Annotated in this window: 13 protein-coding genes; 7 read left to right on the forward strand and 6 right to left on the reverse strand. The window is 72.7% G+C overall.

The annotated features are described in order from the left end of the window. Nucleotides 1–10: 10 nt before the first annotated feature. On the reverse strand, nucleotides 11–1249 hold the full coding sequence (locus D6718_01010; protein RMG48787.1) for a ketoacyl-ACP synthase III: 1239 nt from the start codon (nucleotides 1247–1249) through the stop codon (nucleotides 11–13). Here D6718_01010 and D6718_01015 point away from each other — a divergent pair. From D6718_01015 to D6718_01025, 3 genes are all read left to right on the forward strand, one after another. Next, nucleotides 1218–2048: a hypothetical protein gene (locus D6718_01015; GenBank protein RMG48799.1), complete on the forward strand. Its 831-nt coding sequence runs from the start codon at nucleotides 1218–1220 to the stop codon at nucleotides 2046–2048. The two genes, D6718_01010 and D6718_01015, sit on opposite strands and share 32 nt — an antisense overlap. Nucleotides 2049–2368: 320 nt before the next feature. After that, complete coding sequence (locus D6718_01020) at nucleotides 2369–3451, forward strand: hypothetical protein (GenBank protein ID RMG48788.1); 1083 nt, start codon at nucleotides 2369–2371, stop codon at nucleotides 3449–3451. Nucleotides 3452–3605: 154 nt separating this feature from the next. Continuing rightward, entirely contained in the window at nucleotides 3606–4643 is a 1038-nt protein-coding gene (locus D6718_01025; GenBank protein ID RMG48789.1) for a hypothetical protein, read from the forward strand. A 115-nt stretch (nucleotides 4644–4758) separates the two neighbouring features. Here D6718_01025 and D6718_01030 read toward each other — a convergent pair whose 3' ends face one another. Next, a complete protein-coding gene (locus D6718_01030) occupies nucleotides 4759–5712 on the reverse strand; it encodes a hypothetical protein (protein RMG48790.1) in 954 nt (317 codons plus the stop codon). Further along, on the reverse strand, nucleotides 5709–7343 hold the full coding sequence (locus D6718_01035; protein RMG48791.1) for a helix-turn-helix domain-containing protein: 1635 nt from the start codon (nucleotides 7341–7343) through the stop codon (nucleotides 5709–5711). Before D6718_01035 ends, D6718_01030 begins: the two co-directional genes overlap by 4 nt. Nucleotides 7344–7442: 99 nt before the next feature. Between D6718_01035 and D6718_01040 the strand changes: the two genes are divergently transcribed. Beyond that, nucleotides 7443–8927 carry a right-handed parallel beta-helix repeat-containing protein gene (locus D6718_01040; protein RMG48792.1) on the forward strand — a complete coding sequence of 495 codons (1485 nt, stop codon included), beginning with the start codon at nucleotides 7443–7445 and terminating at the stop codon, nucleotides 8925–8927. A gap of 28 nt (nucleotides 8928–8955) precedes the next feature. Here the strand turns inward: D6718_01040 and D6718_01045 are convergent, their stop codons facing one another. Continuing rightward, entirely contained in the window at nucleotides 8956–10632 is a 1677-nt protein-coding gene (locus D6718_01045) for a DNA topoisomerase VI subunit B (GenBank protein RMG48793.1), read from the reverse strand. A 92-nt stretch (nucleotides 10633–10724) separates the two neighbouring features. Here D6718_01045 and D6718_01050 point away from each other — a divergent pair, with 92 nt between their 5' ends. Further along, entirely contained in the window at nucleotides 10725–11009 is a 285-nt protein-coding gene (locus D6718_01050) for a hypothetical protein (protein RMG48794.1), read from the forward strand. A gap of 147 nt (nucleotides 11010–11156) precedes the next feature. Here D6718_01050 and D6718_01055 read toward each other — a convergent pair whose 3' ends face one another. After that, nucleotides 11157–13115: a biosynthetic arginine decarboxylase gene (locus D6718_01055; protein RMG48795.1), complete on the reverse strand. Its 1959-nt coding sequence runs from the start codon at nucleotides 13113–13115 to the stop codon at nucleotides 11157–11159. Nucleotides 13116–13223: 108 nt separating this feature from the next. Here D6718_01055 and D6718_01060 point away from each other — a divergent pair, with 108 nt between their 5' ends. After that, nucleotides 13224–13874 carry a hypothetical protein gene (locus D6718_01060; GenBank protein RMG48796.1) on the forward strand — a complete coding sequence of 217 codons (651 nt, stop codon included), beginning with the start codon at nucleotides 13224–13226 and terminating at the stop codon, nucleotides 13872–13874. Between the two features lie 118 nt (nucleotides 13875–13992). Here D6718_01060 and smpB read toward each other — a convergent pair whose 3' ends face one another. Beyond that, complete coding sequence (smpB, locus tag D6718_01065; GenBank protein ID RMG48797.1) at nucleotides 13993–14475, reverse strand: SsrA-binding protein SmpB; 483 nt, start codon at nucleotides 14473–14475, stop codon at nucleotides 13993–13995. 113 nt (nucleotides 14476–14588) lie between these two features. Here smpB and D6718_01070 point away from each other — a divergent pair. Next, nucleotides 14589–14988: hypothetical protein (locus tag D6718_01070; protein RMG48798.1), on the forward strand; the 400-nt coding region annotated here is incomplete at its 3' end.

The raw sequence follows: 14988 nt of genomic DNA on the forward strand, positions 1-14988 counted from the left end.
GGTCCGCGGTTCAGCAGCGATACAGAACGGCTCCCCAGTTGAGGCCGCTCCCGAGACCCACGAAGCAGACCAGATCTCCCGGCTTCGCCAACCCCGCCTGCCGGGCTTCATGAAAGGCCATCGGGATCGTCGCCGCCGTGGTGTTGCCGTAGCGCTGGATGTTGTTGAAGACCTTCTCGTCCGGAAGCCCCAGTCGCCGCTGGACCGCTTCGTTGATCCGGAGGTTCGCCTGGTGCATGACGACCAGGTCGAGATCGGCGGTGGTCATGCCGTTCCGGGCCAGGATCTCCTCGACGATCTGCGGCATCAGCGTAACGGCGATCTTGTACACCTCCCGGCCCTCGACGATGGGGACGATCGCGCCGGTGCGCTCCATGTCGGCGGAGAAATAGGGGCGGAAGGCGCTGCCGCCGGCGGGGGTGTGGAGCTTCTCCGCCAGCTCCCCTCGCGTGTACACGAGCACGTCGATCAGCCCGCGGTCGTCCTTCTCCCCGCGCGGCTCGCCCGCGAGAACGAACGCCCCCGCGCCGTCCCCGAAGAGCACCGTCCGGTCGCGGAAGCGGGTGTTCCACTCGTACTCCTCCGCGGGCACCTCGCGGTCGGCGCCGTCGATCAGCACGTCCCAGCACTTCCACGGCATGAAACCCCCGTGAACCTCGGCCCCCACGAGGAGGACGTTGCGCCGCTGTCCCGAGCGGATCAGCGCGTCGGCGAGCTGCAGTCCGTAGATGAACCCGGCGCACTGCTGCCGGATGTCCAGGCACGGGACGTCCCGCAGACCGAGCTTGCGCTGGAAGTAGGGGGCGGAGCCGGGAAAGTAGTAGTCCGGCGTCATCGTGGCGAAGACCACGTAGTCCACGGCGTCGGGCTCCAGCCCGGCATCGTCAAGGGCGGCCCGGGCCGCGGGCACCGCCAGATCGCTCGTCGCCGTTCCGGGGGGAGCGAAGTGCCTGGTGACGATGCCGGTTCGCTGGACGATCCACTCGTGGGAGGTGTCCATCACGCGCGCCATCCGGTGGTTGTCGACGGGATGGGGCGGAACGTACATGCCGGTGCCGCGTATGACCGTGCGCATGGCGATCGTCCTCCGGGGCGCCACCGTACAACGGGGTGCACCCGGGCCGCTAGAATCGGAACGCCGGCGGTGAGCCGTTCCGCTGCACGCCCCGCGCCGGCCGGCGGCCCGGGCGGGCCGCTCCCCCTGGAGGTCGAGCACGATGGCGTCTTCCCGCCGGTTCCCGCGCCACATCGCCTTGCCCCAGGACCATGGATCCTGGGCTTTCCTGCTGACGCCGCTCGTGCTCGGCGCCGTCGCCGGGGGGCGCCTCCGGGTGCCCTCGATCTACCTCGCCGTCGCGGCGCTCGCCGGCTTCCTGCTGCGCCAGCCGCTCGCCGTCCTGGTGAAGGTGGCCAGCGGCCGGCGGCCTGGCCGCGAGCGGGGCCCGGCGCTGCGATTCGCGGCGGTCTACGCGGCGATCGCGGCGCTGCACGTGACCGGGCTGGTGCTGCGCGGCTACGGCTACGTCCTGTGGCTGGCGCTCCCCGCGGCCCCGGTCGCGGCCTGGCACTTCGCCCTGGTTGCCCGGAGGGCGGAGCGGCGGCAGCCGCTCGTCGAGGTGCTCGCGGCCGGGGCCCTGGCGCTGGCCGCGCCCGGGGCGATGTGGGTCGGCCGCGGCGCGCCCGATCCGGCCGGATGGGCGCTCTGGGGACTCCTTTGGGCCCAGGCCGCCGCCTCGATCCTGCTGGTCCACGTTTTCCTGAGGTGGCGCGACCGGGGCGGGGCCGTCCCGGCGGCGGGGGAGCGCTGGATCTCCGGCGGGCCGGCGCTCGCTCTTTCGGCGGTCGCCCTCGGCGCGGCGCTACTCCTGGGAGGGGCAGGGATCGTGCCGCGCGGGATCGCCGCCGCCCACGGGGTCGATCTCGCCTTCGTGGCCGCCGGCCTCGTGCGGCCGCCGCGCCCGCTGAAGCCCCGGCGGATCGGCTGGCGGCAGGCGGCGGCGACGGCGACCTTCGCGGCGGCCTTCGCGGCGGGGTGGCTGGCCGGGTGAGTCGGGCGGCCCGCCCTCCGCTCCGGTCCGAAGGGGCGAGCTCCCCGCTCGAGCCGGATGCCCGGCGGAGCGCTTCCGGATCTCGGCCGTGGCGGGACCGGCCGGCCCGAGGAGCGCCCGGGCGCTGATCGCCCGAGCCGAGCGCTCCCCGGACGGTCGCGCCCGGTCGGCAACGCCGGGGCGACTTCGGGAGCGGCGCCGCGACGAAAAATGATCCCGGTGAATTACTGACTCATTAGTTATTCCTGGCTAGAATGACGCCTGACTCACACGGCCGGGCCGGAATCCGGCCCGCCGGGTTGGAGAAGGAGGGTCCGGTGATGCGTCATCGATCGAGCTGCCTCGCCGCGGCCGCGTTCGTCCTGCTCGCGGCCGCTCCGGCTGCGCTCGCGAGGGGCGGCTGGACGAATCCCCCGTACGACTGCTCCCGCTGCCATGTCGGTCCGTCGGAGATGCTGGCCGAGCTGAAGTTCGAGCTGAAGCATCCGGCGGTCGCCTCCCAGGAGGACTTCGCCGCCGTCCGCTCCCTGCAGCGGGCGTTCGCCGACCGTTACGGCGACGCCGCGTTCGTGCATCCTCCCGCGGGGATCGCCTGTAGTGCCTGCCACGCGAAGGGTCCGCTCGCCTTCCACCGCTTCTCGATCGACGAGTCCGACGTGGCCGCGAGCTGCGCCAGGTGCCACGGTCTCGAAAAACTGCAGAAGGTGAAATACGAGGTGAAAGCGCGCACCGGGTTCGACCGGAGCGATCCCGACGCGATGGAGCGGGCCTCGGGCCGGATCGCCGCGCTGCCCGATTTCGACCGCACGGCCGACTATCCGCCGGCGGAGGAGATCAAGCTCGGTGCCGAGGTGCGCTCGCAGATCGGTCCCTGCACGCTGCCGCCGGAAGCGAGTCTGATGCCGGCGCAGGCGCTCGCGTACGAGCGCATCGCGAAGGCCCACCTCGTGCCGGGAGCCGATCACACGGAAGGGGCGGTCAAGTTCGAGGGCAAGTCGAAGAGCGACTCGTTCGATTGGAGCGCCTGCGATGCCTTCTTCGCCGACCTCGACCGGAAGGTTCTGGACGTGCTGCCGTGGGTTCGGGTGGACACCAGGATGGAGCCGCGCAAGCGGCGCAAGGAGTACAAGCTGCCCGACTGCCCGGCCGAGGACGTCCTGACGCTGGCGCAAACGGTGGAGCCGGAGGTGCTGACCGATCTTCCGGACGAGGAGTTCAAGAACGAGTACAAGGTCCGGAGTCAGGCCGATCCGCGTCTCGTCGACGAGGGGGCCCGCTTCTTCACCTGGAAAGGCTCGCAGTACCGGGACTCGCTTCTCAAGGCCAAGTTCGAGGTCAAGTGGAAGCCTCTCCGCCCGGTCGAGTTCGAGCACAAGGTGGAGCTGGCTGCCGCATCCCCCTGACGCCGAGCGCTGCCCCGGCCGGCTCGACCCCCGGCCGGCCGGGGCCGGCGCGGCGTCCCGCTTCTTGACCGCCTCCGACGCCGGCCCGAAGTTATCGCCGGGGCCGGGCTTTTCCGGAACGCCCCTCGCCTGCCGGGCGCCGGCGGGGCGGACGGTGGGATCCGGCCGAGCGGAGCGGACCGTGGCGACGACGACCGGCGCCGTCCCATCCTCGATCACCAAGCCCAGACACGAGGTCCTGGCTCCCTTCCACGCGCAGCTCGCCGCGCTCCTCCAGCAGCACGGCAACCGTACCGGGCCGCTCGAGATCCAGGTCCGCAAGCGCCAGATGACCCTCACGCCGTGGCAGAAGGGCGCGCTGGCCGCCGCCCTCGCGGGCGGCCGGCCGCCGGCGAGCGGCCTGGCGCGGATCGTGGCGGACGGAATCGCCCTCCAGGCGAAGGCGCTGAGCGACCTCGACCGGTTCGAGCGCTCGCCGCTGCCCACCGCCGAAGAGCGGGACCGGCAGCTCGCCGAGCTGCTCTACGACGCCGCCCTCGGGCTGGCACTCAATGCGGAGATCCGCCGGGCGGTGGAGGCCCTGCGGAAGGAAGGCCGGAGCGGCCTCGCCGGGAACCTCACCCGGATCGCCGGGTCGGTGGCGGCGCTCATCAAGCAGATCGAACCGCACCTGGGGGCGGAGGCGACCCAGGTCGCCCGCCGGCTGGCGGCGGAACTCGAGATCGACCACCCCGCCGGGATCGACGGCGACCTGGCGATCCCTGCCGCCGCGGGGCCCGCCTCCGTCCCGGGCGGAGCGGCCCCGCGCCGCGTGGCGGGTGCGGGCCGGGCCGCCCGATCGTTCGCGGTCCGCCAGATCGCGGTCGCGTTCGCGGCGGTGGCCGGGGTGGCGGCCGTCGCGGTGGGCGCCTTCGTGTTCCTCTCGGGCCCGCCCGACGTCCCTCTCGATCGTGCGGCCCGAATGCCGGGGGTGCTCTCGCTCGCGGGCGACCCGCCGGCGGCCGTAGTGACCCTCGATCCCTCCCGTTGGGATCAGCTGAGCGACGCCAAGCGGACCGGTCTCGTCTTCGGCATCGCGAGCGTTCTCAAGCGGAACGGGTACCGCGAGATCGAATTCCGCCTTCCGGACGGCGGGACCGTCGCGCGGTGGGAAAGCGGCCGGCCCGTGGAGCTGGCCAGCGCCCGCGATTGACGCCGCGGAGGAAGCGCCGCCTCCGGCGCCGGTCCGATCCCGATTCCCTCCCGCCTCCGCCTTTCCGTGGCCACCACCGGCGGCCGCGCAGCGCGATCGGCCCCGGCTGCCGTCATCACCGCCCCGGCCGGAGCACCAGCATCCGGATCCGCGCGCGCGCCATCTCGCGGGCGATCTCCTCCTGCCCGGCGAGGAGGCGCTCCCGGGTGTAGTCGAGCCGGACAGGCTGGGACCAGCTCTCCGTCGCTTCCCGCCAGACGCGGTAGGCGAAGACGCCGTCCCCGTCGACCCAGTCGACCCACAGGCGGCCGCGGCTCGCATGGATGCGCACGCCGCGGTCCAGGTCCGGGAGAGCGGGATCGAGCCCGGTCGGCCCGAGCCGCTGCCGCGTCCACACGAACGGCGATTCCCGGCGCGCGACGAAGATTCCCTCGGCCGCTCCCGGTGCCGTGGCGGGATCCTTCTGGTACGCCACCCACACCCACCCCATGCCGTCGACGGCGACATCGGCCAACCTTCCGGTGTCGGGAGCTTCCGTCACCGGTTCCGGCTCGGTGCCCACCGTGCCCGACAGCGCCGGGGGCTGCCGGTACCACACGCGCTGTTCGCCCCACTCGTCGCGATGCCAGACGACGTGGCGCGTCCCGTCGGGGCCGAGGGCGATGCGCGGCCGCAGATCGTCCAGGGTGTCGTCGGTGACCCGCTCCGGCGGCGTCCAGGCGGTGCCGTCCCACCACGACAGGACGATCTCCCGGTCGGCACCGTCGGAGCGGCTCCAGACGGCGTGCGGAGCGGCGTTCTGCGGGGCGAGCGCCACGCCGGGCGGGCCGTCGCCCACCGCATCGCCGTCGGGGTTCAGCAGCAGCCGGGGATCGGCGTGGAGCCGGACGCGGCCCCAGGTGGGCCATGGAGTCGGGTTGTCGCCGCCTCCCGACAGGAGGACGAACGCCTGGCCGTCCGCTCCCGGGCGGTCGACCGCCACCTCGGCGAGCGCCCGCCCGGCCGGAAGGAGCCCCGCCGCGACGGCGAGGAGCAGGAACGTTCTTGTGGCGGCCGGTCTGACTTTCATGTCTTGCATCCGTTGGCGAGCACCGCCTCGGCGGCGAACCGGCGGGCCTCGGGAAGGTCGGGGTCGATTCGCCGCAGCAGGCGCGTCAGGACCCGCCGCGAACGCTGCTCCTCGCGGCGGTCGCCGGCGCTCCGCGCCGCCTCCCAGCGTCCGAACCACGCGAGGAACAACTCGTGCACGAGCTTCAGCCGGCGCGCGATGGCGGCGGCGCGCTCGAACTGGAAGCGGGCATCTTCGTAGCGGCCCCGGGCGGCATCGATCCGCCCGAGAACCCGCAGCGCGTACAGCTCGACCTCGGCATACCGGCCTCGGCGCGCGCGCTCGTGCCCCCGGTGGACCAACGCGACGCCCCGGGCCTCGTTGCCGAGCAGGAACAGGTTGTGTCCGGCGGTCACCTCGACCTTCGCCTGCTGGAGGCGGGCCCCCAGGCGGCGGTAGAGGGCGATCGCTTGCTCGAACAGCGGCCGCGCCCGCGCCCACTGATCGCGGCGATAGTGAAGGTTCGCCAGGACGGCCAGGGCGAAGGCCCGCGCCGCCGGTGCCGCGCCGGGAAGGAGCTCCTCCGCGTGCCGGGCGAACAGGTCGGCTTTGTAATGGTCGTTCTGCATGTAGCCGATGCTGATGTGGAGGGCGACCGCGCGGAGGCGGTCGTCGGCCGAATCGCCCGCGAGGTTCAGGGCCCGTCCGGCCGCATCCAGAGCGAGCTGGTAGCAGCGCAGCCGGTGCAGGCAGTCCGCCACGTGCAACAACGCCCGCGAGCGCCGGATCTCGCGCTCTCGCACCGGGCCTCCGTCGAGAAGCGCCCGGTCGTGAGCCGCCTCGAAGGCCGCGAGCGCCTCGTGGAAACGGCCCCGCGCCCCGAGGCGGTTCCCGCGGCGCATGAGCTCGTCGTAGCCGGCCCCTGAGAGATCGATGCAGCGCGCGCGCCAGGCCGAACGGGCCGTCTCCTCGATGGCGGAGAGCGGAAGGGCGAGCGCAGCGCACATGGCGGCGACCGTCTCGAGCGGCTGCGGAGACCGCCCCGTCTCGATCCGGTGGATCGTGCTGCGCGAGACCTTGACGCCGCGGGCATCGAGCCGCCGCGCGAGGTCGTCGAGCGTCAGCCCGAGCGCGGTTCGGGTGCGCCGCAGCCGCTCCCCGACAGCGCGCCGGACCTCGGAATCCCCACTCTCCAAGCGTGCCCCACGCGCCCGTGGACCCGCTGCACTCCTTATACGACGGTCTGCCGCCGTTCCACCAGGGGGGCCGTCCGATCGCGTTGCAGATCTGAAACGCCCGGGAGCTGCTGGATCCCCGCGGCGGAACGCGCTCGGGGCGCGAGTCCCGCCCGCCGGCGGCGATGCCGGCGTACGCTGCCGGCGAGGGCAGGGCGCGGCATCCGGCCAGGCCCCGCCGGGCCGGGGAGGGAGGTCGCGATGAGGCGTCCCGTCCGATCGCGTGCGATCGCGGCGCCGCTCCTGCTCGTGGCACTCGCGAGCGGACCGGCGGCCGCCGCCGTCTTCGAGGTGACCGATCCCAGCGACGACATCCCCGCTCCCTACGGGACGCTCCGCTGGGCGATCGAGGAGTCGAACGTCAACGGAGAGCCGGACGAGATCGTCATCGACCCGATCGCGGGAAGCACCGTCCATCTGGTCGCGCCGCTCCCCGACCTGGCCGAGGGGTGGGTGACGATCGGCCGCCCCCCTCAGAGTTCGGCACCGTGGCCCGTCCACACCCGGCGGGGTGTGGTGAGGGTCCACGGGGACGGGATCATCGCGACGGCCCTCGCCGTGCGCTCCCCGGGAAACCGGATCAACGGCCTCCAGTTCGCCGGTTTCTCCGGTCCCGAGGTCGTCCTCGTCGAGACCTGGCCGGGCGGCGCCAACATCTTCGACGACTGCCTGTTCGGCGGCGACGGCCCGGACGAGAGCAACGGCGGCGTCGGGCTCCGGATCGTGGGGGCTACCTCGAACCCCGGCGACGTCGGCACCGTCACCGTGCTTCGATCGAGGTTCGTCGCCAACGAAGGCGCGATCTCCCTCGAGGGGGCGCCCGGCGGGACGCTCGTCACGCTGAGGGTGTCCCGCAGCTGGATCGGCACGTCGGCCGACGGCGGTCCGGGGACCGGCAACCTGTTCGCCGTGACGGCCACCTTCGGCACGGTCGAGCTCGTCGGGAACCGCCTGAGCGGCCCGGGTGACGGGATCGATCTCGGTCCCGGGACGGACGGAAGCCGGGTGGCCGGCAACGAGATCGGGCTGTCCGATCCGGCGGGGGCGGCCTGCGCCGGCTTTTACGGCCCCGCCGTCCGAGTCGGCGGCGCGGTCACCGTGATCGGCAACCGGATCCGTTGCAGCGGCATCGGGGTGGCGGTCACGCTCGAAGGAGCCCGCGCGAGGGTGACGTCGAACGTCATCGGGGGAGGCGCCGGGGATGGGATGCTCGAGGACGGGGTGCGATTCGCGGCGGCACCGGGCGTGAAGATCGACCGGAACCGTATCAGCGGCTCCGGCGGTGCGGGCATCGCGCGCGATCCGGCGTCGCCGGGACCCACCGACCAGGCACCGGAAGTCCTCTGCAACCGCGCATGGAGCAACGCCGGGGGGGCGCTCGACCTCGGTTCCCCCGTGCCCTCGCCGATCCTCGGAACGGCGACGCCGATCGAGGTGGACGGCACGACGGATCCACCGCTCACTGGCTGGGTCGAGATCTTCGGAGACGAGCAGGACCAGGCGCGGCTCTTCCTCGGCGCGGTGGAGCCCTCGGCCGACGGCAAGTTCCGGCAGCTCATCCCGGTCGTCGACCTCCGCGTCAGGCCGGCCGCGGACGGCACGAACCACGCCATCTCCTTCGACCGCAGTCTCCTGGGCTTCCACACGGCGACTTCTTTCGACCCCGGCCTGGGCGGCACGTCCGACCCGTCGGTTCCGCTGGCCGCCGACAACCAGGGCCTGGCCTTCGACGTGGTCCGGGGAGAGGTGGCGAACCTCGGCCCCGACCCGGCCGGTGGGACCTTCCTCGGCGATCTCGTGTGCCTGGCCGCGGCCGTTCCGCCTGGAGGGCCCGAGGTGGTCGATCCCGACGTGCCGCTTCCCGGCTCCGCCTTCTTCTATCTCGCGCGGCGCCGGTCGGGACCCGACCTGAAGGGAACTTACGATCCTGCGCAGTGCGCCGACGTGGCCGGCCGGGCGTTCCGGGGACCGAGGCGCCCGGGGAACGGCGATTGCCTGTGAGCGGCCGCCGAGGGACCCGCCCGGCCGGCTACATCTTCCGGGAGCGCTCGAGGATGCCCTTCAGCTCCTCGACCACCCTATCCCTCTCGCGGTCGCGCAGCGACAGGATCTGCTGCAACGCGATGCCGATCTGGGGGATGTACCGGGTGATGTAGCTCCGCTTCTTCTGCTCGGCGGCGATGCGCTCGCGCCGGCGGATGTACGCGCCCAGCCGCCGCCCGACCTCCATCAGCGCGAGCCGGATTTCCTTGACGATTTCGGGGTAGGAGGCGATGGCCTCCTTGCTCTCCGAGGTGAAGGGCACCCACACCGAGGCCAGGTGCACGAACAGCAGCACCGGGCCGGTCGGGGGGGCTCCCTTGGACTGCGACAGCCCGTAGCTGCGCCAGTTCGTCTGGACCACCGCCTTTGTGATCGCGCAGCCTCCCGACTGGTACAGGAGCGGGACGCGGTTGGCGAACCGCGTCACCTGGGCCAGGTCGTCGCCGGGGAGCTTTCCGCCGTAAGCGAGCCCCACCTCGACCAGGAACGGGTTGCCGCGGTAGACCGCCGGGGGGCGGCTGCACGAGGCAAAGAAGTCGGCCTCGATCCGCTGGCGCAGCGCGTTCTCGATCAGCTCGGCGCCGATCGGCACCAGGCAGTTTGTCGGCGGCGCCATGATGCGCACCTTGGGAATCGCCCGGTAGAGCCGCTCGACCTCCCGCGTGTCGAGCCGCCGCGGGCTCGCCTTGGGCGAGACCTTGGCGCGCTCGCAGATCTCGGCGGCCACCTTGGCGCTCACCCGCGAGAAGCTCGCCTGGAGCGCGGTGGCGAGGTAGCGCTCCTTGCTGTCCCGAAGGATCTTGATCAGGTTGCCGAGCTCCACGCCGTGGGGATGGGGCTTGATCTCGCGCGGCTCGGGAGGCAGCTCGTCGGTCACCCGCTCCCACACGACCGGCTCACCCTTCGGCGGCAGGTAGCGCAGCGTCGCGTGGGGGTTCGCGAGCGCGGTCAGTTCGAGGTATTCGTCGACGCTCCGGCGGCCGCGGGTGAAGTGGCCTTCCAGGGTGATCCGGACCTCGGTTCCCCGCGTGAACGACGGGTCCTCGAGCGGCGTGTCCTTGAGGATCTCCGGCTTGTTGCGCCTCGTGTCGATCGCGACCTCGTAATGATGGGCCGGCCGGCGGGGCCCGGTGCGCGAGGTGATCACCACGGGGCGCCCGGTGGTGAGCAGGCCGTACATCCCTGCCGCGGAGATCCCGATGCCCTGCTGCCCGCGGGACTGGCGGTAGCGGTGGAACTTGCTCCCGTACAACAGCTTTCCGAAGATCTTCGGGATCTGGTCCTTGACGATGCCGGGGCCGTTGTCCCGGACGCGGACCTCGAAGCGGTCCTCGGCGAGCTGGGAGACGGCCACCTCGATCTCCGGCAGGATGCCCGCCTCCTCGCAGGCGTCGAGCGCGTTGTCCACGGCCTCCTTCACCGTGGTCAGAAGCGCCTTCCGCGGGTTGTCGAAGCCGAGCAGGTGCCGGTTCTTGGTGAAGAACTCGGAGACCGAGATCTCCCGCTGCCGCCCGGCGAGTTCCTGCGCCCCGACCGCCCGGCGCCGCCCACCACCGGACGCGGCGCGCCTCCGGGGCGGCGGGGCGGCCGCGGCCGGCGCCGGGGGATCCTCGAACAGGCCGGGTTGAGCACCGCGGCGGCGCGTTTTCGTCGGTGCGCTCATCGGGGCGGCGAGGATAGCAGATCGGCTCCCCCCGGGCGCGCCGCCCCGCCGGTTGGTCGCGCAGGCGGGAGCGCGCCTAGAATACGCGCGCCATGAAAGTGCGAGCGCTGATCGACACGCTGAACAACCTGACCGTCGGTGAACTGGGGACCCTCGCATCCCGCGTGGGCGAAGTCCGGAGCGAGGCGGCGAAGATGGGCCTCGATGAGGTCGCGGCGATCCTCGACGAGGCCCTGGGCTGTCTCGACCGGTGCGACCTGAAGGGCTTCCGCAAGAAGATCCAGCACGCCGTCAGCCGCCTCGGGCACGTGAAGGAGAAAGACCGGCCGCTGGCGGGACAGCTGCCGCCCTCCGTCCGCCGGCGCTCGGTGCGGTGAGCGGAGGGCCGCGCCGGGAGCCGTCAGGGGCGCTGGCCCGCCCCCGCGTTCGATCGCGTCCCGCGCCCGTGCCGAAGGCGGCTCGTCCGCCTCGCGGGGGCCGGGCCGTCCCGGCGGGCCGCCGGGGACGGCGCCGCGGGGCTCCACTCAAGCGCCGCGCTTGAGGTAGGTCCCGCCGTCGAACAGATCGGTGTAGCGCCGGAGCCCGGCGGCGGCCTCTTCCGGGCCGAGCCGGCCTTCGCGCCGGGCCCGATCGATCCGCGCCGCCACCTGCCGGACCAGTTCGTCGCGCTGGAACCCGAACGCGCCCAGAACTCGCTCCGCGCTGTCCGGCGGGTCGATCCGGGTGATCTCGAAGTTCCCGTCGGAGTCGACGACGACGTCGGCGTCGGCGGGGGCGCCGAAGAGGTTGTGGAGATCGCCCATGACGTCCTGATAGGCCCCCAGCAGCAGGATGGCGAGATCGTACGGTTCGCCCGGCCGGTCGGCGGGATCGTGCAGCTCGAGGACCTCCTTCACGTCCTTGACGTCGACGAAGTGGTCGATCTCGCCGTCGGAGTCGCAGGTGATGTCGACGACGGTGGCCCGGAGGGTCGGCTCCTCCGTCAGCCGCGTCAGGGGAACCACCGGGAAGAGCTGTTCGAGAGCCCAGTGGTCGGGGGCGCTCTGGAAAACCGAGAAGTTGGCGATGAACTTGTCGTGCAGGGCCCTTTCGAGCTGCTCGAACTCCTCGGCGAAAACGCGTTCCCGGCGCGCGTACCGCAACGCTTCGCGCGCCACCTGCCAGAAGAGCTGCTCCGCGAGCGCCCGCTCCTCCAGCGAGAGCATGCCGACGTTGAACATCGTGATCATCTCGTCGCGCAGCTCGACGGCGTCGTGGAAGAACTCCCGGTAGGTCTTGGCCCCCATGTCGCGGCACAGCTCGAAGAGCTCGCGCACGACCCGCGGCGCGCCGTCGGGGGGCGGCTCGGCGGGAAGGGGCGGGTCGGCTGCAATGCGACCGAGGACGTTGGTCACCAGCAGGGAGTGGTAGGCGGTCAGCGCCCGTCCCGACTCGGAGACCAGCGTCGGCAGCGGAACTCTCTCCTCGGCGCAAATCTCCCGGACCGTGTAGACGACGTCGTTCGCGTACTCCTGCACGGAGTAGTTGCGCGACGCGTCCGATGCGGTCCGGGAGCCGTCGTAGTCGACGGCCAGGCCTCCCCCGACGTTGAGCACGGAGACGGGCACGCCCTGCCGCCGGAGCTTCGCGTACAGGCGCGCGCCCTCCCGGAAGGCCCCCTTGAGGCGCCGGATCTCCGGGATCTGGGAGCCGATGTGGAAGTGAACCGTGCTGAGCCGGTCCAGCAGGCCGGCCCGGTCGAGCCGGGCGCACGCCTCGAGAAGCGAGGCGGTGCTCAGGCCGAACTTCGCCGTCGTGCCGGAGGACTTCCACCACTTTCCGGACCCGCGGGCGAACAGCCGGGTCCGGACGCCGAGCTCGGGGAGGGGGCCGCCGGCACCGCGGAAGAGGGCTTCGACGAGGTCCACCTCGAACAGCTTCTCGATCACCACGATCACGCGCAGCCCGAGTCGCGCGCCGAGCAGGGCGAGGCGGAGCGTGTCGGCGTCCTTGTAACCGTTGACGCAGATCATCGAGCCCTCGGGCAGGCCGAGGCCCAGCGCGAGAAGGAGCTCGGAGCGGGACCCGGCCTCGAGTCCCATGCCGTACTCCCGGCCCGCCTCGAGCAACGCGCGGACCACCGGCCGCCGCTGATTGACCTTGAGCGGGTAGACGGGCACGTAGCCGGAGTCCCGGTAGTGGAACTCCTCCATCGCCGAGCGGAAGGCGCCCGTCAGCTCGTCCAGGCTGGCGCGGAGGATCTGCGGGAAGCGCAGGACGACCGGCGGCTCGACCCCGCGTTCGCGCAGCGAGGAGACGACGTCGGCGAGCGCCGCCTCGCCGGTCCGGGCGGGCCGCACCGTCAGCCGGCCGTCCGGGGATATCCCGAAGAAGCCGCGCCCCCAGCGCGGAATCCCGTAGCGGTCGAGCGCGTCTTCGAGGGAGAGTCGGGCCATCGGTTTCCCCGCGCGCCGGGCCGCGACCCCGCGGCGCGGGCGCCGCATTATCCGGCCCCGCCCCCCTGCGGGCAACGAGCCGAGCCGGGTTGACGGCTCGCGACGGGGGGACCGAGATTCGATCCCGCGGCGCTCCGGGCGCCGGGGAGGCGGGGCGTGCTCACCGGCTACAACACCGACGTCTCGTGCGAAGGGAAGGTGTTCCACGTCCAGACCGAGGATCGCGGAACGGCGAACCCGGTGCTCGAGACGCTCGTCTACTGCGGCGGTCAGATCCTGCACCACGAGCGGTCGGGATACGAGGACCTCGTCGCCGAGGACGGGACCGTCGACGAAAAGGAGCTCGCGCGGCGCTTGGAACGCCAGCACCGGGACGTGCTGCGCCGTGTCCGCCACGGCGCCTTCCTCGATCCGCCCGGCTCGCTCGAGCGGATGGTCGGAGAGGAGGGGGAGCTCGACGAGCTCGTGGCCCGGGCTCTCGAACGTGACGACCGCCCCGTCGAGCCGCTGGCGATCGCGTTCGAGGGCGATGCGGCGAGCGGGCTCAAGGGGTCGGTCCGCGTGAGCCGCGCCGACGGCTCCCCCGCGGCCGAGGTCCGCGTCCAGGTCCGGATCGTGGCCCCGGGGCGCGATCCCCTCGATCTCGTCGAGGGCCGCACCGACGGCGAGGGGCGTCTGGTGATTGCCGCAGCCCTCCCGGACCTCCCTCCGAACGCGGCGGCGATCCTGCGGGCCCAGACCGAGGGTGCCGAGGGGCGGATGCGGCTGGCGCTGGCTGAGGTCGAGGCCACGATGGCCACCGGTTAGCCCGGCCGCCCGCCGGTCCGGGCGCCGCCCCGAACGGAGATCCGCGGCCGCGCGCGGCTGGTCGGCTCCGGGGGGTTGCGGTGTCCCACCGGCCCCTTTCCTCCGGGCGGGCGGGGGGTCAGCGCCGCCGGTCGGCCAGCGCTTGCTTGATCTCCCGTTCCTGGATCTTCCGCTTCAGCGCTTCCTTCTTCTCGTGCTTGGCCCGTCCTTTCGCCAGCGCGAGCTCGACCTTGATCCAGGGCCCTTTCAGGTAGACGCGGAGCGGGATCAGCGTGTAGCCGGACCGCTCCGTCTTGCCGATCAGGCGCCGGAGTTCGTAGCGGTGCACGAGCAGCTTGCGGGGACGCTCGGGGTCGTGGTTGACGTCGCCCGACGCGTGCGAGTAGGGGGCGATGTGGCAACCGACGAGCCACAATTCGCCGTCCTTGATCCGGGCGTAGGCGTCTTTGAGCTGGATGCGCCCCTCCCGGGCCGACTTCACCTCGGTGCCCACCAGGGCCAACCCCGCCTCGAACGTCTCCTCGATGGTGTAGTCCCGTTTCGCACGGCGGTTGATCGCCAGGGCGCGGGTCGGTTCCTTGCCGGAGCGGGGGCGGCTCATTCTTCTCTCGTCCGTCGCGGGCCGAGCGGCGCGACTACTCTCGCACCGCCCCCCGGCCGGGACAACACCGATCCGTTCCCGGCGCCCCGGCCCTCCGCTAGGATGGGATCGTGATGAGCGCCCGGGGACACTCCGGCGGGAGGCGCGCCCTCGCCGCCGGTTTTCTCGCCGTCACCGCGGGGGCGATCGTGCTCGGCTGGCGCGGCGCCTCGCCGCCCGCCGTGCCGGAATCCTGCCGCGCCCGCCTGGAGGTCATCGCCGACGACGGGACGGCGATCCCGGTCGAGCAGCAGCGGTGCGACGAGCGTCCGGGGAGGGCGCCGGCGCTGCTGGTGTGGGGTCCCGATCCCGGGACGGGCCGCGCCTGGGCGGCCGCCCTCGCGCGCTGGCGGCGGCAGGGACGGACGATCTGGGTCGCGCTCGCGCCGCCGCGGCCCGAGCCCTCCTCTCCGTTGACCGATCCCGAGCTGCCCCGTCGCGACCTGTCGGCGGTCGTCGAGGCACTGGCCGGCC

The sequence above is a fragment of the Acidobacteriota bacterium genome (genome assembly GCA_003696075.1).
In the GTDB taxonomy this organism is placed as follows: Bacteria; Acidobacteriota; Polarisedimenticolia; order J045; family J045; genus J045.